At 63.1% G+C, this 16,654-nt stretch carries 13 protein-coding genes; 8 read left to right on the plus strand and 5 right to left on the minus strand.

Translation table 11 applies throughout. The annotated features are described in order from the left end of the window. Positions 1-55 precede the first annotated feature (55 nt). The 5 genes from C0058_RS12045 (at position 56) to C0058_RS12065 (ending at position 6,183) form a co-directional block, all read left to right on the plus strand. The gene (locus C0058_RS12045; protein ID WP_102368663.1) at positions 56-1,639 is read left to right on the plus strand and encodes an ABC transporter substrate-binding protein; all 1,584 of its coding nucleotides are present in this window, start codon (positions 56-58) and stop codon (positions 1,637-1,639) included. Beyond that, positions 1,636-2,613, plus strand: coding sequence for an ABC transporter permease (locus C0058_RS12050; RefSeq protein WP_087693384.1), 978 nt, complete (start codon positions 1,636-1,638; stop codon positions 2,611-2,613). Before C0058_RS12045 ends, C0058_RS12050 begins: the two co-directional genes overlap by 4 nt. After that, entirely contained in the window at positions 2,613-3,440 is an 828-nt protein-coding gene (locus C0058_RS12055; RefSeq protein WP_102368664.1) for an ABC transporter permease, read from the plus strand. Before C0058_RS12050 ends, C0058_RS12055 begins: the two co-directional genes overlap by 1 nt. Continuing rightward, positions 3,437-5,017 (plus strand): ABC transporter ATP-binding protein, encoded by a 1,581-nt coding sequence (locus C0058_RS12060; protein WP_102368665.1) that lies wholly within the window; start codon positions 3,437-3,439, stop codon positions 5,015-5,017. The genes C0058_RS12055 and C0058_RS12060 overlap by 4 nt, the downstream gene beginning before the upstream one ends. A 305-nt stretch (positions 5,018-5,322) precedes the next feature. Next, positions 5,323-6,183: an alpha/beta fold hydrolase gene (locus C0058_RS12065; protein WP_102368666.1), complete on the plus strand. Its 861-nt coding sequence runs from the start codon at positions 5,323-5,325 to the stop codon at positions 6,181-6,183. Here the strand turns inward: C0058_RS12065 and C0058_RS12070 are convergent. The 5 genes from C0058_RS12070 to C0058_RS12090 form a co-directional block, all read right to left on the minus strand. After that, positions 6,150-6,872 (minus strand): L,D-transpeptidase, encoded by a 723-nt coding sequence (locus C0058_RS12070; protein WP_003210282.1) that lies wholly within the window; start codon positions 6,870-6,872, stop codon positions 6,150-6,152. The two genes, C0058_RS12065 and C0058_RS12070, sit on opposite strands and share 34 nt — an antisense overlap. Before the next feature lie 83 nt (positions 6,873-6,955). Continuing rightward, entirely contained in the window at positions 6,956-7,717 is a 762-nt protein-coding gene (locus C0058_RS12075) for a M15 family metallopeptidase (RefSeq protein ID WP_168197504.1), read from the minus strand. Positions 7,718-7,784: 67 nt separating this feature from the next. Next, the gene (locus tag C0058_RS12080) at positions 7,785-9,305 is read right to left on the minus strand and encodes a glycosyltransferase family 39 protein (RefSeq protein WP_102368667.1); all 1,521 of its coding nucleotides are present in this window, start codon (positions 9,303-9,305) and stop codon (positions 7,785-7,787) included. Positions 9,306-9,365: 60 nt separating this feature from the next. Beyond that, positions 9,366-11,021 carry a lipid IV(A) 4-amino-4-deoxy-L-arabinosyltransferase gene (gene arnT / locus C0058_RS12085; RefSeq protein WP_102368668.1) on the minus strand — a complete coding sequence of 552 codons (1,656 nt, stop codon included), beginning with the start codon at positions 11,019-11,021 and terminating at the stop codon, positions 9,366-9,368. Between the two features lie 348 nt (positions 11,022-11,369). After that, positions 11,370-12,053 (minus strand): histidine phosphatase family protein, encoded by a 684-nt coding sequence (locus tag C0058_RS12090; protein ID WP_003210274.1) that lies wholly within the window; start codon positions 12,051-12,053, stop codon positions 11,370-11,372. A gap of 346 nt (positions 12,054-12,399) precedes the next feature. Here C0058_RS12090 and C0058_RS12095 point away from each other — a divergent pair, with 346 nt between their 5' ends. From C0058_RS12095 to C0058_RS12105, 3 genes are read left to right on the plus strand one after another with little or no spacing between them, the layout of a single operon-like run. After that, the gene (locus C0058_RS12095) at positions 12,400-13,068 is read left to right on the plus strand and encodes an ABC transporter ATP-binding protein (protein ID WP_008431380.1); all 669 of its coding nucleotides are present in this window, start codon (positions 12,400-12,402) and stop codon (positions 13,066-13,068) included. Position 13,069: 1 nt separating this feature from the next. Then, positions 13,070-15,544 carry an FtsX-like permease family protein gene (locus tag C0058_RS12100; protein ID WP_102368669.1) on the plus strand — a complete coding sequence of 825 codons (2,475 nt, stop codon included), beginning with the start codon at positions 13,070-13,072 and terminating at the stop codon, positions 15,542-15,544. Beyond that, positions 15,534-16,598, plus strand: coding sequence for a lipocalin-like domain-containing protein (locus tag C0058_RS12105; RefSeq protein ID WP_102368670.1), 1,065 nt, complete (start codon positions 15,534-15,536; stop codon positions 16,596-16,598). The genes C0058_RS12100 and C0058_RS12105 overlap by 11 nt, the downstream gene beginning before the upstream one ends. Positions 16,599-16,654: the final 56 nt, after the last annotated feature.

Here is a 16,654-nt window from a genome sequence, read left to right on the forward strand (position 1 = left end):
CCCCATGGCACAGCCCTTGCTAAATCCCTGACAAAACCTTAGTCAAGGAGTCTCCATGCGCCCTTTATCTTTTCGCCGTGTCCTTTCATACCTGGGACTTGGCGCCGTGCTGCTGGCCGGCACCGCTCAGGCGCAACCCCATGACGGCGGGGTGCTGAACCTGGTGGCCCAACCCGAACCGCCGTCGCTGATGCACGGCGTGGTCAGCCACGTGTCCACCCAGTACGTCAGCGGCAAGATCCTCCAGGGCCTGCTGACCTTCGACACCGACCTGAAACCCAAACCGGTATTGGCCAAGGCCTGGACCGTTTCTCCCGATGGCCTGACCTACACCTTCGATTTGCAGGACAACGTGCGCTGGCATGACGGCCACGCGTTCACCGCCGATGACGTGGTGTTCAGCTTCCAGACCTTCTACCCCGAAGTGGACAAGCGCCTGGGCGGGGTCTTCACCGAGTACGTCGACAGCATCACCGCCAAGGACCCGCTGCAGGTGGTGTTCCAGCTCAAGAAACCCTTCGCGCCGTTGCTCTCGGCCCTGGGCAGCGGGCTGCGGCCTGTGGTGCCCAAGCACCTCTACGAGAACACTGACTTTCGCAACAACCCCTATAACCTCAAGCCTGTCGGCACCGGCCCGTTTGTGTTTGTGGAGTGGAAACGCGGCGCCTATATCAAGCTGGCAAAGAACCCCGACTACTGGAAAAAGGGCCTGCCACACCTGGATGCGATCATCTTCCACGTGATCCCGGACGGCTCGTCCCGCGCTGCGGCGTTCGAGCGCAACGACGTGCAGGTGCTGCGCAGCGGTGATGCCGACTATTCCGACCTCAAGCGCCTGACCGCCTTGCCGGACGTGCAGTCGTCGGAAAAAGGCTGGGAGCTGTATTCCGGCCTGGCCTTCCTGCAGATCAATACGCGCAAGCCGCCGCTGAACAACCCCAAGGTGCGCCAGGCGATCCTGTATGCGCTGAACCGCCAGTTCATCGTCGACAACATCTTCTTCGGTTCGGGCAAGGTTGCCCCCGGCCAGTTCGTGTCCACCTCGCCGTACCACGACCCGCAATTGCCGCAGTACACCTATGACGTGAAAAAAGCCAAGGCGCTGATTGCCGAGTCCGGCGTGGACGTGGGCGCCGTGCGGATTCGTCTGCTCAACGGCGAGAAGGGCGGTGCCTGGGAGCGCCTGGCCGAATACACCAAGCAAGCCCTGCAGCCGCTGGGCTTCAAGGTACAAGTGGTGACGTCCGACGCCGCCACCTGGTTCCAGCGCGTCAGCGACTGGGACTTCGACCTGACCTACAACTTCATCTTCCAGATCGGCGACCCGTACCTGACCAACGCCTACCTGTACCGCTCCGACTACATCCTCAAGACTTCGCCGTTTGCCAACGTCAGCGGCTACAACAGCCCCGAGGCCGATGCCCTGTGGACTCAGGTCGCCAACACCCCGGAAGGCCCGGAACGCACCAGGCTCTATAGCCAGTTGGAAAACGTGCTGAACACCGACCTGCCGATCGCGCCGATCTTCGAAATGCGCTACCCGACACTGTTCCACAAAGAGGTGAAGAACCTGCTGCAAACCGCCACCAGCCTTAACGAAGACTACGAAAGCGTCTACCTCGACGCGCCTGCACCATGAACGGGTTGCTGTATTTCAGCGGTCGCCTGCTCAAGGCACTGTTGATGATTGTGGCGGTGCTGGTGCTGGGCTTTTTACTGATCCGCCTGGCGCCGGGTGACCCGGCGCTGCTGTTGGCCGGCGAGGCGGGGGTGGACGATGTGCAGTTCATCGAACACCTGCGCCAGACCATGGGCCTGGACAAGCCGTTGCTCACGCAGTTGCTGATCTACCTGGGCAATATCGCCCATCTGGACCTGGGTTATTCCTACCGCAACCAGACCTCGGTGTGGTCGCTGATTGCCGAGCGCTTGCCGGCAACACTGGCCCTGATGGGCTCGGCATTTTTGCTCTCGTCGGTGCTTGGCGTCACCCTGGGGACGTTGGCCGCCCGGGCCCGACAGAAGCGTCACTGGCTGGATGGCGTGATCTCCCACGGCGCATTGCTGCTGTATGCGATGCCGCCATTCTGGCTGGCGATGCTGCTGATCCTGTTGTTCTCCGTCAGCCTCGATTGGTTGCCGGCGTTTGGCATGGAAACGGTGGCACAGGACTTTTCCCTGCTCGACCGGCTCAAGCACCTGCTGCTGCCGTGCGTGTCGTTGAGCGTGCTGTTCCTCGCCTTGTATATCCACCTGACCCGCGCCGCCGTGCTCGACGCCCTTGGCCAGGAATACGTGCGCACCGCCCACGCCAAGGGCCTGCACCCGCGGCGGATTTTGTACGTGCATGTGTTGCGCAATGCGCTGTTGCCGGTGGTGACCTTTGCCGGTTTGCAACTGGGCCAGTTGGCCAGCGGCGCGTTACTGGTGGAGGTGGTGTATTCCTGGCCGGGGATTGGTCGCTTGATGTACGACTCGCTGGCCCAGCGTGACTACGGCGTGTTGATGGGCGGTTTCCTGGTGATCTCGATTCTGGTGGTGGGCTTTAACGTGTTGACCGATGTGATCTGTCGTTTTCTCGACCCGCGTATCGGTGCAGGAGTGCAAGGCTGATGCTGGTTTTCCGACGTTTTGTGCGCCAGCCTGCGGCGTTGATCGGTGCGCTGTTTTTGCTGCTGCTGACGCTGTTGGCGATCGCCGCCCCCTGGCTGACCAGCAGCTCGTCATGGGAGATGAACAGCCCGCCGATGCTCGCGCCATTCCACGACCCGGCCCATTGGCTGGGCAGTGACCTGCTCGGTCGCGACCTCGCCAGTGGCCTGCTGTACGGCGCGCGGGTGTCCCTGGCCGTGGGGGCGCTGGCCAGCCTGGCGACCCTGGTGGTGGGCCTGCTGGTCGGCGCGGTCGCCGGCTATTTCGGTGGCTGGCTCGACGGTGTGCTGATGCGCATTGCCGAGTTCTTCCAGATCATTCCGCAACTGGTACTGGCGGTGATCCTGGTGGCGATCCTTGAGCCGTCCCTGTTCTCCATCGTGCTGGCCATCGCACTCGTAGCGTGGCCGGCGGTGGCGCGGTTGGTGCGCAGTGAGTTCCTGACCCTGCGCCAGCGCGAATTCGTGCAGGCCGCGCGGGTGCTGGGGCAGTCGCCGCTGGGGATCATCGCCCAGCAGATCCTGCCCAACGCCCTGGCGCCGCTGCTGGTGACCATGACCTTTGTCATGGCCACGGCGATCCTCACCGAAGCGGCCCTGGCGTTTCTCGGCTTGAGCGACCCGGAAGCCATGAGCTGGGGCTACATGATCAATGCCTCCCGTGGCTTGCTGCGGGACGCCTGGTGGATGAGCTTTCTGCCGGGGTTGGCGATTGTGCTGTGCGTGCTGGCGGTCAATCGAGTCGGTGAAGGTTTGCGTGTGGCCTTTGAGCCCGGGAGGTCGCTATGACGTTGTTGAGTGTTGAACATTTGCGTATCGCCTTGCCGGCCGGTGCGGACCGCAGCCATGCGCTGTATGACCTGTCGCTGCAACTGAACCGTGGCGAATGCTTGTGTGTGGTGGGTGAATCCGGTTCCGGCAAGTCAATGCTGGCCAAGGCTTTGCTGCGCCAGTTGCCGGCCCCGCTGAAGGTGGAAAGCGGGCGCCTGGTGTTTCGCGACGAAGACCTGGCCGACCGCAGCGAAGAGGCCATGCGCCAACTGCGCGGGCGGGATATCAGCATGGTATTCCAGGAACCCATGAGCGCCCTCAACCCACTGTTGCGGGTGGGCGAACAGATCGATGAAACCCTGCGCGCCCATGGCGTGGCGGCGGCACGGGTGCGGCGTCAGCGGGTGGTGGATTTGCTCGGTTATGTCGGCTTGCCCGACCCTGAGCGCTTGCGACTGGCGTATCCGTTTGAACTGTCTGGCGGGCAGCGTCAGCGGGTGGTGATCGCCATGGCCCTGGCGTTTGATCCGGCGCTGTTGATTGCCGATGAGCCGACCTCGGCGCTGGACGTGACCACCCAGGCGCAGATTCTCGACCTGCTGCGCAAGATCCAGCAGGACAAGGGCATGGCACTGTTGTTTATCACCCACGACTTTGCCGTGGTCGAGGCGATTGCCGACCGGGTGCTGGTGCTGGAAAAGGGCCGGGTGGTGGAGCAGGGCACGGCCCCGGCGGTGTTGCGTGTGCCCCGGGAAGATTACACCCGGCAGTTGTTGGCGGCGGTGTCGGCGCAACCGCTGGTGCCGCGTACGCAGGTGGCTGGCCCTGTGGTGCTGAAGGCCGAAGCGCTGGGCAAGGTGTTCCGCAGCCGCAGCGGTTGGTGGGGGCGGCGTACGACTCAGGCGTTGGATGCGGTTCAGCTGCAATTACGTGAAGGCGAGACGTTGGGGATTGTGGGAGAGTCGGGGTCGGGCAAGTCGACCCTGGGTCGGTGCCTGGTGCGTTTGCTGCGTGCTGACAGCGGGCGGATCGAGTGGTTGGGGCGGGAGGTCGCGGGGTTGTCTGAAGGGCGGCTGCGAGCGTTGCGCAGTGATGTGCAGATGATTTTCCAGGATCCGTTTGCCTCGCTCAATCCGCGGCAGACGGTGGGGCAGATTGTTATGACTGGGCCTTTGGTGCAGGGGGTTTCCAAGGCGGATGCCGAGCGGCGGGCCCGTGAGTTGCTGGGGTTGGTGGGGTTGCCGGCAGCGGCGTTTGAGCGGTTTCCTCATGAGTTTTCCGGGGGGCAACGGCAGCGCATAGGGATCGCCCGGGCGTTGGCGGTGGAGCCTAAGGTGTTGATCGCTGATGAGTGTGTGTCGGCGCTTGATGCGCTGATCCAGGTGCAGATTCTGGAGTTGCTGGAGTCGCTGCAGCGGCGGTTCAGGTTGAGCATTGTGTTTATTACTCATGACTTGCGGGTGGCTGCGCGGTTGTGTGACCGGATTGCGGTGATGCGTCAGGGGAGGGTGGTGGAGCAGGGGGAGACGGCGGCGCTGTTTGCTGATGCGCGGCATCCGTATACGCGGGAGTTGTTGATGGCTGAGGCCATCTGACTTGGGTTGTTGGGGTTGGGGGCATATCCGTTATTCAGGTAACGGCCACCTATGGTTTCGCTCTTACAGCGAGTCACGTTGCAAAAGCGGCAAAGGCGACCTGAGTGTTAGAGCAAAAGCAGAGCCGCTTTATGTGGGAGCGGGCTTGCTCGCGAAGAACCTGAGAGCGCCGCGTTGAATCAGGATGTTCGCGTTATCGTTAACGACCTTCGCGAGCAAGCCCGTTCCCACATTTGGATCGTGTCCACCTTTGATTTTGCTGTTGCTTCACCACACTCAACCCTTTCACTTATTGAGAAACCTCCATGCCGACCTCTTTCACCGAACTGCCAGTGATCCAGGGCCAACCACTGGAAATCCGCCCCAACCGTCACCTGAGCATCACCCATCATGCGGGCACCACCCAACCCGACACGGTAGTGTTCTTCTGCCACGGCGCCGGCGGCAACAAGGACCAGTGGCGCCACCAATGGCAATCCCTGAAAACCCAAGGCTACAGTCTGGTCGCCTGGGACCTGCTCGGCCACGGCGCCAGCGCAAAACCCCGCAACCCCGAGGCCTACACCTGGCCCGAACTGGTCGCCGATTACCTGGAAATCCTCAGGCGCTACGGCGGCTCCCGCAACCTCATCGTCGCCCACTCCTTCGGCACTGGCCTGACCCTGAGCGCCTTGCTGGCCAAACCCGCGATCCCCATCGAAGCCGTATTGCTGCTGGGCACCCGACTCCACAGCATCAGCCGGAGCGGCGGCCTGATGCGTCTACCCGCATGGCTCCTGGAATGGCTGCGCCCACTGCTGGCCAAAGGTTTCCGCCAGGCGGCATGGAACGCCAAGGCCGACCCCGCACTGGTCGCCTACGAAGAAAAACTCACCGAGCGCAACCCGCTGTACATGTTCAAGGCCCTGATGAAAAACGTCCAATGGCCAGACGCCAATGCACTGCTCACCCTGACCCTGCCCGTGAGTGTGCTGGCCGGCGACACCGACGGCCTGACCCCGGCCAGCGGCGGCGAAGCACTCGCCCGGCATTTGCCCAATGCCGAGTATCAGTTGCTGCCCGAATGCGGCCACCAACTCATGCTGGAAAAACCCGGCGAGGTATTGGCCGCATTTCAACGCCTGTTGTCAGCTCAGCGGGACGGCAGTTTCCAGCGCTCACGGTAGAGGTCGTACTGCGCGGCGGGCAGTTGCACCAGCAGCGGGTTTTCTCGCGGGTCCAGCCAGGCAAACAACGCCTGGATATTCACCGGGTCCATCGCCGTGCAGCCCAATGTTCCCGAACTGACGCTGCGCCAGATATGCAGGAAAATACACGAGCCGCCGTTGGCCAAAGCCGGTGTGTTGTGCTCGACAAAAATCCCCTGGCGGTACAGCTGGTCCTTGCGCAGCATCCGCTCGGAACTGGTCCAGTCCTTGTTCACCGCCGAGCTGTCCACCAGGGTGTTGTAATGGCTGGACTGGCTGTCATCCACGCATTCGCGGGTGGCGGTACTGGCCGCGTAAGGCAAGCGGGTGTCAGCGGTGGGGGCGTAGCCGAAGGCACCGCCGAGTTTGAAGATGCCGGCCGGGGCCTTGCCATCGCCTTCATGCTTGAGGGGCTGCTGGTCGGGGGTGGGCGTCGTAAGGCCGGTGCCCCACGCCATGCCGTTTTTACCGACCACGATGGCAAAGGGTTCGCCGACTTTCTGAAAGCCTTGCCCGTGCCGCTCATAGCGTTGTGCGGTGCCCTGGAGGGCGTTCCAGCCCGGGGTGGTGACCACGATCAGTTGCCGGCTGGTCTCGGGGATTTGCGCGAGTGCCACGTTTGAAAGCAGCGTCAGCAGCGCCGCGCAGGTTTTGATGAGCGTGTTCAACGGCGTTCAGTCCTTGAAAAGAGGGAAACCTCAAACGCTAGTTTTTGCCCCGGGCTTTATCAAGCTGAAGCTGTGTTGTGATGTTACCGCAGCGGTTCGATAGCGAAGTCCATCGGCTCGGCCCGCACCGGGTTTCGGCTATAGGTGAAGTGCCACCATTCGCCGGCATAACCGGTAAAGCCTTCCTTGGCCATCGCAGCGCTCAACCGTTGGCGATTCTGGCGTGCCGCCTGGCTGATGTGGGAGCTGTTGGTGTGGGCCATTTCGTCGAAGCAATCAAAACCGGTGCCCATGTCCAGGCCGCCATCGGGCAGGCGTCGACCGTAACCGGCGGCGCAATCCACCGCCGCGGTGTCGGCGTTCCAGGCCTGGGCTGGCAGTGCATCGGGGCCGGTCAGGGTCACGTCCACTGCCGCCCCCCGGGAGTGGTTGGAAACCTTGGCCACATAGCCCAGGCGCCAGAAATCCTGCTTGTTCACCCGGGGGTAGAACTCGGCCTTGGCCGGATCCCCCGGCAGGCTGGCGAAGCGGCCCATGTTCGCCACGGCACGGCTGGGACGATAGCAGTCGAAGACCTTCAAGCCGTAACCCTGCCTGGCCAACTCGGCCTGGACCCGTACCAGTGCCTTTGCCGCGTCGGCAGACAGCACGCATTCGGCTGCTTTGTAGCCGTCCAGCGGCGCTCCGGTGAAGTTGTGGGGGCTGGCGTAGCGAATGTCCTGGGCGATGCTCGGGTCGAGGCTGCGCAGGTAAACCATGTTGGCCGGCATCGGCGTGTCTGCCGCTACCGGCGTGGCGAGCACGATCAGGCTCAGGGCGGCAAGGGAAAGGGAAGAGTAGGGCATGGCGGGCCGGGCTCGGACGGTGGCTTAAGCGCGCCACACTAGCAATGCCCGCCCCATGCCGCCAGTGCTACGGCGCGGCGTTGGGCACAAATGCCACGCTGCCACCGTCACGCTTGTGGAACAACCGTTCACCATTGTCCGGCTGGGTCGTGATGACCTGATGATCGTTGCCCAGGTAGGCCAGCGGCGTCGGGTCATCCTTGGTGGACTGCGCGACAATAATTGTGCGCTTGGGATCAAAGGGGCGGCCGCTGGTTTTTTCCAGCCAGGCCATGAACGCCGCACTGTCGCCCTGGCGCGGGAAGTCCTGGGTTTCGGCAACGTAGTAGAACGGCGTCCCGTGATTTTGCAGGTACATCGGTACCTTGTTGTCGACTTCCACCATCACCATCTGCCACTCGTTCCATGGCGCGCTTTTCACTGCTTGCGCTTGAACGTCCTCGGCGAAACGGGTCACGCCGCCATTGCCATTGGTCCACGGATACACCACCCCGAGTACCAACAGCATCACCCCGGCAGCGATGCCGAACCCACGGTACCAACCCCGGCCGACCGTGCCTTTGCGGGCGATACGCTCACTGACCCACCACGCCGCCAGCAACTGCGCGAACGGCACCAGCGGCAGCACGTAGTAACTGCGCCGGCTGCCACTGGCGGTGAAGAACACAAACAGCAGGCCCAGCCCCCACACCAGCCAACGGGTGTTGGGCGGGGTGTCGCGCCAATGCCGCACGGCGAGCCACAGGCCCAGCACCCAGCACGGCGCCCAGGGCAAGGTGTAGGCCGGCAGGTAGATCAGGTAGGTGTAGATCGGACCCATATGGTCGAACGGGTCGAAGAAGCGCACCACGTTTTCCCGGAACACCAGTTCCAGGCCGCTTGCACCGTAGGTCGGTGCGCCGTAGAGGTGGGACAGCACAAACGGGATCGCGTAGAACGCCCCGGCAATGATCACGGCCAGCACCAGCCGCAGGTTGAGGTGGCGTTTGTAGCGCTGTTCGCTGAGCAAGTGCGGCAACAGCACCAGGCCCGGCAGTACAAAGCCGATCAAACCCTTGAACAGTGATGTCGCCGCCAGTAACAGGAAGAACACCGTGTAGCGCCCCAGCCGCGTATCGTCCGGCCCGCGCCAATACCACCAGACGGCGGCGAGCACGCCGCATACGGTCAGCACGTCCGCCGTGGCCACCCGGGCCCAGAAGAGGAAGTAGAAGGTGGTCGCGAGCATCCAGCCGGCAATCAGGCCGGTGCCTTTGCGGAACAGTTGCTCGCCGATCAGGTACACCAGCCAGATGCTCAGCCACGCCGAGATCACCGATGACAAGCGCAACGACCACGGCCCCAGGCCGCCCATCAGGTTGGCAAACCCGGTGATCAGCCAATACGACGGCAAGGGTTTGTCGTAGTACGGGGTGCCCTTGAGGTACGGGTCGAAGTAGTCGCCGCTTTGCAGCATCTGCAGGGTGATGTTCGCCCAGCGGGTTTCCGGGCCCCACAGGTCGCGGGCGCCCAGGCCCAGCAGCAGGATCAGGGCCGACACGCCCAGGAGCAGCAGCAGGGCGCCGCGTTCGGTTTTCCAGAAGTTCATGGAGCGGTTCCGATGTGGGATGAGTGTTGAATGGGGTCACCCCACATTAGGGCGCCTGTGTTACGGCAATTGCGGGTAGATGATGATCTCCAGGTCACCCTTGTAATAACGCTTGCCCCCCAACGGCAGCTGGCCGGCTTCGCGCATTTCGCTGGTGCTCCTGACCCGCATCAGCACGCCCACCGAACCTTGCTGGCGCGCCTGCTTGAGCCAGGCTTGAACGCTGTCGAGATCCACCTTGCGGTGCATCGAGTCGGCGTATTGCAGGCCGTAGCGCAGTTCGCCTTCAGTGTTGTAGAGCGTCACTTCGGGCCGGCGCAGGCGCCATGCCAGGGCCGACGCCGATTCCAGTTCGTTGCTCAGCAGCGCTTGCGTCTTTTGGAGCTCGTCCAGGTGCTGGAGCACGAACTGGTCAGGCATCTGGTTATCTTCGACCACCGCCGGCATGCCGGCGGGCAACAGCGCCACCAGCAGGCCAATGCCCAACGCCGGCATCGCCCACAGCGCCAATGGGCGGAAGGCTTGAAGCAGGTTGGCGAGCATCCAGCCCATCAGCACGATGAACGTCAGGGACAGGTTGAACATCTCGCTGTGGCTGTTGCCGTACAACGGCCGGTCGATTTGCAGGTAGATCAGCGTCACCATCGCCGCGAGGCCGATGCCCAGGTTGAGCAGGCCATTGACGCGCAGCGCGCGGGTGCGGGCGTTGGCCAGCAGGTCGATCAACGCATGGCCCATCAGCAGCGCCAGCGGCAGCAGGCACGGCATGATGTAGGTCGGCAGCTTGCCGTTGCTCAGGCTGAAAAAGCCCAGGGGCAGCAGCAACCACAGCGCCAGGAAGACGATGGCCGGTTGGCGCTTTTCCTTCCAGGCCTTGCACAGTGTCGCCGGCAGCAGCGCCGCCCACGGCAGGCACGACACCACCATCAGCGGCAGGTAGAACCACCAGGGTCGTGCATGCTGGGCATTGTCGGAGGCAAACCGGCGGATGTGCTCGTGCCAGAAGAAGAAACGCCAGTAGTCCGGTTCCTGCAGGTGGATCGTCAGTGCCCAGGGCAGGCACACCACGGCCGCCACCAGAATCGCCAGCGGCCCGTAGCGCAGCAGTTCCCCCAGGCGACGCTGCCAGAGCATGTAAGGCAGGGCGATCAACACCGGCAGCAACCACGCCAGGAAACCCTTGGTCATGAAACCCATGCCGCAGGCCACACCCAACAACGTCCAGCTGGCGAGGCGCGCACGGGGGGTGGAGCTGTCGAGGGCAAACCACAGCGCCGCCAGGCTCAGGTTGACCCAAAAGGTGAATTGCGGATCCAGGTTGGAATAACCGGCTTGCCCGGCCACCAGGCCGAAACTCATGTAGAGCAGCGCGCAGGCGAAGCTCTTGCGCGGGTCGTTCCATAGCCGGCGGGCGATCAGGTAGGCGAGCACGACGCTCAGGCCGGTGGTCAGGGCGGAAGCGATGCGCACGCCGAACAGGTTTTCACCGAACAACGCCTGGCCCAGTGCGATGAGCCAGTAGCCGGCGGCGGGTTTTTCGAAATAGCGCACGCCCATGAAGTGCGGTGCCACCCAGTTGCCGCTGATGAGCATTTCCTGGCTGATCTGGGCGTAGCGGGTTTCGTCAGGGATCCATAGGCCATGCAGGCCCAGTGGCAACAGATAGAACATCACGAATGCCAGTAGCAATACGGGCAATGGTTTAAGGCGGGTCATGGCTATTGCACTCTCAAGCGGTATTGACGGTGAATCAGCGCGAGCGCTGGATCAGCCATGCGCGAGGGGTAGAAGGTAGTCGTGGTCGGGTAGAAATGCGGCACAGAACGTTATTCCTTAAACAGTCTGTTAGTGGGGGGGCGAAACTGAATATCCCTGTGCCCCAGTCAAGCTCGTTAAACGTGTGGCGTCCAATAAGTCATCGAAGGTCATCGTCATGTTGTTAACTTGTGAAAAGTTAGTGAGCTAATAATTTTTCTAAAAAAATCAATTAAAACCATAGACGATGCCACGGTCTGGCTGTCTTTTTGCTGAACGAACTTGAATGATTAAATGTTAAGAAGTGTTCTAAAGTTGTTTAAGCACGGCGGCCCAGTCCTTACTGTTCAAAATACCCAGCGCCTTGAACTTGCCATCGGGCAGCAGCTTTACAAACAATGCACTGCCGTATTCAGCATGGGCAGCGTGTGAGTAGCCCAATGCCTCCTCGAAGTCGCTGATGCAGGCGCTGTGGGTGACCACCAGCAGGTTGCGGTCCGCGTGTTTATGCGGGCGCAGTTCCTCGCCGATAGCAGGGCCGCAGATGGCCAGGGGCCCGGGTGACAATTCGGCCTTGCCGAACATGAAAAGCGAGGTCTGCGCGGTACGGGTAGTGGGGCTGCTCAGTACGTCGGTGTTTTCCATGCCCAGGGTCTGGAAGGCCTTGCCCACGGCACTGGCAGACAACGAGCCGAGCGTGGTCAGGCCGTCTGCCGGGCCCAGGCAAGGGTTGTTGGAGCGGTCACAGCGTTCCTCATGGCGGACCAGCACCACCAGGTCTCCGTTACGCCAGGCTTCCAGGGTTCCGGAGGTGAGCAGGCGGTGGCCCACGCCCAGGTCCAGCGGCGATCTTGGCCACCAGATGAACGCCGTTACTGCCAGGCTGATCATCACGATACCTGCCACGCCAAGCCACAGTTTGTTCAGCTGTTTTACAAATGCCCAGCGCGAGCGAGACTTGCTCAGGGTCAGGTCAACCACACTATTCACCATTGGTAACTTCCAGGCGTTAATCCGGTAACTGGCAGCGGCAAGTTAGGCAGGCGCCAAGTGAGTAGCGCTGATGCAGGAATATGCAAAAGCGTGTCACAGGGGCGCTGTCTTTTTGCTGAACATACCGATATAAAAAATTGTTCACTTGCACTAACGGGCGTTTGAAATAACCAGCCTGTTATCTGCCCATGGACGGCAATTTAAAGTGCAGCAGGTGGCGGCCGGGTGAAATCGATGTGAAAAATTTGCAGGGGTCATGGGGCGCTCCTTTTTCCCATGGTTGTGACATAAAAATGTGACAACCGTTATTCTCCGGCTTAAGTCCAGAAGCTTGTGGGGAGGGGTGATGCTGCAGGTACAAGGGGTATTCAAGAGTTATGGCACGCCGCAGGGGCCGTTGACCGTGCTGGCGGGTGTCGACCTGTACCTGGGAGCGCGCAGCAGCCTGGCGTTGATGGGTGAGTCGGGCAGTGGCAAAAGCACGCTGCTGCATTTGGTGGCCGGGCTCGACCAGGTCGACCGTGGCAGCATCCAGGTCGGCGACCAGCGCCTGGACCAGATGAGTGAGGCGCAACTGGCCCACTGGCGTCGCACCGAGATCGGCCTGGTGTTCCAGCAGTTCAACCTGATCGGCAGCCTGCGGGTCGAAGACAACCTGGCCTTCCAGGCGCGCCTGGCCGGGCGCCTCGATCCGGCGTGGCAAGCGCAGCTTGTGGAGCGACTCGGCCTGGGTGACTTGCTCAGGCGTTACCCCGAACAACTGTCCGGCGGCCAGCAGCAACGGGTAGCGGTAGGACGAGCCCTGGCGTCGCGCCCCGGCTTGCTGCTGGCGGACGAACCCACCGGTAACCTCGACGAAGGCACCAGTGACGAAGTGCTGCAACTGCTGCTGGACCTGCTGCGGGACAGCCCCACCAGCTTGCTGATGGTCACCCACAGCCCGCGCATCGCGGCGCGCCTTGACCAGCAGGTGGTGTTGCATCGCGGCCAGGTACTCGCTGCGGACGCCCGCTGACATGCGCGTCTTCCACTGGACACTGCGCGCGCTGCTCAGCCATTGGCGGCGCCACCCTGTGCAATTCTTCAGTGTGCTCACTGGCCTGTGGCTGGCCACCGCGCTGTTGACCGGCGTGCAAGCCCTCAACAGCCAGGCGCGGGACAGCTACGCGCGGGCCAGCCAGCTGATCGGCGGCGAACCCCAGGCCAGCCTCAGTGCGCCGGACGGTGCCAGCTTCCCCCAGGCGCTGTTTGCCGACCTGCGCCGCGCCGGGTGGCCGGTGTCGCCGGTGGTGCAGGGCCGCGTGCAGCTCAAGGGCCATGAAGACCAGCGCCTGCAAGTGATGGGCATCGACCCGGTGTCGTTGCCCGGCGGTGGCGCGCTGGCCGGGCAGACCCTGGACCGGGCGCAGATGGTCGCGTTCTTCAACCCGCCGGGACGCACCTGGATCGCGCCGCAGACCTTGCAGTCTCTGGGCCTGAAAGAGGGCGACCAGCCGCTGACAGCTGCCGGGCTGGCGCTGCCGCCGCTGCATGTTCAAGCGGACATGGCCCCCGGCGTCTTACTGACCGATATCGGCTTCGCCCAACCGCTGCTGGACATGCCCCAACGCCTGTCGCGGTTGCTGCTGGACAAGGCCTTTGCCGCCGCGCATCCCGCTCTGCCGCCGGAACTGGGCGCGCAACTGCAGCTCAAGCAGGCCGAGGAAAACAACCTCGCGCGCCTCACTGAAAGCTTCCATCTGAACCTCGATGCGCTGGGCTTTCTGTCCTTTGTGGTGGGCCTGTTTATCGTGCATGCCGCCATCGGCCTGGCGCTGGAGCAGCGGCGCGGCCTGCTGCGAACCTTGCGGGCGTGCGGGGTCAGTGCGCGGATGCTGATCCTCAGCCTGGCGGTGGAACTCGGTGGCCTGGCCGTGCTGGGTGGCCTGGCGGGCGTGGCCAGCGGGTACTTGCTGGCCAGCCTGTTGCTGCCGGATGTAGCCGCCAGCTTGCGCGGCCTGTATGGCGCCGAGTTGCCCGGCCAACTGAGCCTCAGCCCGCTGTGGTGGCTCAGTGGCCTGGGCCTGGGTTTGCTCGGCGCGTTGCTCGCCGGGGCCAGCAGCCTGTGGCGGGCGGCGCGTTTGCCGTTGTTGGCGCTGGCCAATGCCCAGGCCTGGCACCAGGCCCATGGGCGCTGGCTGCGACGCCAGGGCTGGGTGGCGGGTTCGGCCTTACTGGTTGCGCTGTTGGCACTGGTATTTGGCGACAGCCTGGCCAGTGGTTTTGTATTGATGGCGGCCTTGTTGCTGGGCGCTGCGCTGGGCTTGCCGGTGGTGCTCAATGGCGTGCTCAAGGCGGTATTGGGGCGCAGCCGTTCGGTGCTGGGGCAATGGTTTCTCGCCGATTGCCGCCAGCAGTTGCCGGCCCTGAGCCTGGCGCTGATGGCCTTGCTGCTGGCGTTGGCCGCCAATATCGGCGCGGGCTCGATGACCTCGGGCTTTCGCCAGACCTTCAACAACTGGCTGGAACAACGCCTGACCGCCGAGTTGTACCTCAACCCGCAAAACCCGGCCCAGGCCGAGGCGCTGCAAACCTGGCTGGTACAGCAGCCCCTGGTGCAGACAGTGCTGCCGACCTGGCAGGTTGCGGTGCAGTTGCAGGGGTGGCCGGCTGACCTGTTCGGCGTGGTCGACGACCCTACTTATCGCCAGCATTGGCCGCTGCTGGAAGCGGCGGCGAACCCATGGAGCCAGTTGTTGCAGGACGACAGCCTGATGCTCAGTGAGCAAATGGCACGCCGGCTCAAGGTGCGGCTGGGCGATGTGGTCAGCATCCCCACGCCCCAAGGTCCATGGTCGCCGAAGGTCGTGGGGATTTATGCCGACTACGGCAACCCCAAGGGCCACTTGCTGGTGAATTCGCGGCACCTGTTGCAGCACTGGCCGGGATTGTCGCCGGCGCGTTTCAACCTGCGGGTTTTGCCGGGCAACGTGCCGCCGCTGGTGCGTGCAGTACAGGAACGGTTTGCCCTCGAAGACAGCCGCATCGTCGACCAGCAGCAGCTCAAGGGCTGGTCGAGCCAGGTATTCGAACGAACTTTTGCCGCCACCGCCGCCCTTAACAGCCTGACCCTGGGCGTCGCCGGCGTGGCGTTGTTCATCAGCCTGCTGACCCAGAGCCAAAGCCGTCTTGGCCAGTTGGCCCCGCTGTGGGCGCTGGGCGTGACACGACGCCAATTGATGCTGCTCAACCTCGGCCAGACCTGGCTGCTGGCGGTGCTGACCCTGGTGCTGGCGTTGCCGCTGGGCTTGCTGCTGGCGTGGTGCCTGGACGTGGTGATCAACGTCCAGGCCTTCGGCTGGCGCCTGCCGTTGCAGGTGTTCCCGGGGCAACTGGCGCAACTGCTGGGCCTGGCGATGCTGGCCACCTTGCTGGCTTCGGCCTGGCCGTTGTGGCAGCTGTACCGCAGTCGCCCGGCGGATTTGCTGAGGACCTTTGCCAATGAAGATTAAGTACCTGTTATGGGCGACGTTCCTGCTGCTGGGCGCCTGCGACAAACCACCTGCACCTGAAGAAAGCTTCGCCGGACTGGGCAGCCAGGCCGCGGACTTTGCCCAGGTGGTGCCCGGCAAGGTCTTCAGCTTTCCCCAGGACCATGGCCCCCATGACGGCTATCGCATCGAATGGTGGTACCTCACCGCCAACCTGAAGGATGCCGAGGGCAATGCCTACGGCGTGCAATGGACGCTGTTTCGCAACGCACTCAAGGCCGGCCCGACACAACCCGGCTGGCACGACTCGACGATCTGGCTCGGCCACGCCGCCGTCACCTCGGCCACCCGCCATTACGCCAGCGAACGCTACGCCCGCGGCGGCGTGGGGCAGGCGGGGGCCCAGGCGGTGCCGTTCAATGCCTGGATCGATGACTGGAATTTCGCCACCCGCCCCGGTGCAGCCAGCCCCCTGGCGGACATGCAACTCAAGGCTGCAGGCGAGCATTTCAACTACGACCTGCACCTGACCTCCAGCCGCCCATTGGTGCTCCAGGGCGACAACGGCTACAGCCGTAAGTCCGACCAGGGCCAGGCGTCGTACTACTACAGCCAGCCGTTTTTCCAGGCAGATGGCCGCGTGACGATCGACGGAAAAAACTACCCGGTGACCGGCACCGCGTGGCTCGACCGCGAGTGGAGCAGCCAGCCCCTGACCGCCAGCCAGACCGGCTGGGACTGGTTCTCCCTGCACCTGGACAGTGGCGAGCAATTGATGCTGTTTCGGGTGCGGCAGAAAGACGGACCGTCCTACCTGACCGGCACCTGGATCGACAAAGAGGGCCACACACAGACCCTGCACAACCAGGATATTCAACTGACGCCGCTGGGCACGACCGCGATCGATGGGCGCAGCATTCCCACCCAGTGGTCATTGAAGATCCCGGGCAAACATCTGGATATCACCACGGAAGCGGTCAACCCAAAAGCCTGGATGAACCTGAGCATTCCTTACTGGGAAGGGCCGGTGAAATTTCAGGGTGGGGTGGGGTATCTGGAGATGACGGGGTATTGAGTCCGACGATTTTTTGTAGGCCTTGATTACCTGCCAGGTAGGTGATTTCCCAAATG

The organism is Pseudomonas sp. NC02, from assembly GCF_002874965.1.
Lineage (GTDB): Bacteria > Pseudomonadota > Gammaproteobacteria > Pseudomonadales > Pseudomonadaceae > Aquipseudomonas.

What these genes read in the sequence shown, in the direction of transcription:
- arnT (WP_102368668.1), bottom strand. Translation starts at nt 11,021, where the DNA reads ATGACCCGCCTTAAACCATTGCCCGTATTGCTACTGGCATTCGTGATG.
- C0058_RS12080 (WP_102368667.1), bottom strand. Translation starts at nt 9,305, where the DNA reads ATGAACTTCTGGAAAACCGAACGCGGCGCCCTGCTGCTGCTCCTGGGC.
- C0058_RS12090 (WP_003210274.1), bottom strand. Translation starts at nt 12,053, where the DNA reads ATGGTGAATAGTGTGGTTGACCTGACCCTGAGCAAGTCTCGCTCGCGC.
- C0058_RS12095 (WP_008431380.1), top strand. Translation starts at nt 12,400, where the DNA reads ATGCTGCAGGTACAAGGGGTATTCAAGAGTTATGGCACGCCGCAGGGG.
- C0058_RS12060 (WP_102368665.1), top strand. Translation starts at nt 3,437, where the DNA reads ATGACGTTGTTGAGTGTTGAACATTTGCGTATCGCCTTGCCGGCCGGT.
- C0058_RS12105 (WP_102368670.1), top strand. Translation starts at nt 15,534, where the DNA reads ATGAAGATTAAGTACCTGTTATGGGCGACGTTCCTGCTGCTGGGCGCC.
- C0058_RS12050 (WP_087693384.1), top strand. Translation starts at nt 1,636, where the DNA reads ATGAACGGGTTGCTGTATTTCAGCGGTCGCCTGCTCAAGGCACTGTTG.
- C0058_RS12100 (WP_102368669.1), top strand. Translation starts at nt 13,070, where the DNA reads ATGCGCGTCTTCCACTGGACACTGCGCGCGCTGCTCAGCCATTGGCGG.
- C0058_RS12055 (WP_102368664.1), top strand. Translation starts at nt 2,613, where the DNA reads ATGCTGGTTTTCCGACGTTTTGTGCGCCAGCCTGCGGCGTTGATCGGT.
- C0058_RS12065 (WP_102368666.1), top strand. Translation starts at nt 5,323, where the DNA reads ATGCCGACCTCTTTCACCGAACTGCCAGTGATCCAGGGCCAACCACTG.
- C0058_RS12045 (WP_102368663.1), top strand. Translation starts at nt 56, where the DNA reads ATGCGCCCTTTATCTTTTCGCCGTGTCCTTTCATACCTGGGACTTGGC.
- C0058_RS12075 (WP_168197504.1), bottom strand. Translation starts at nt 7,717, where the DNA reads ATGCCCTACTCTTCCCTTTCCCTTGCCGCCCTGAGCCTGATCGTGCTC.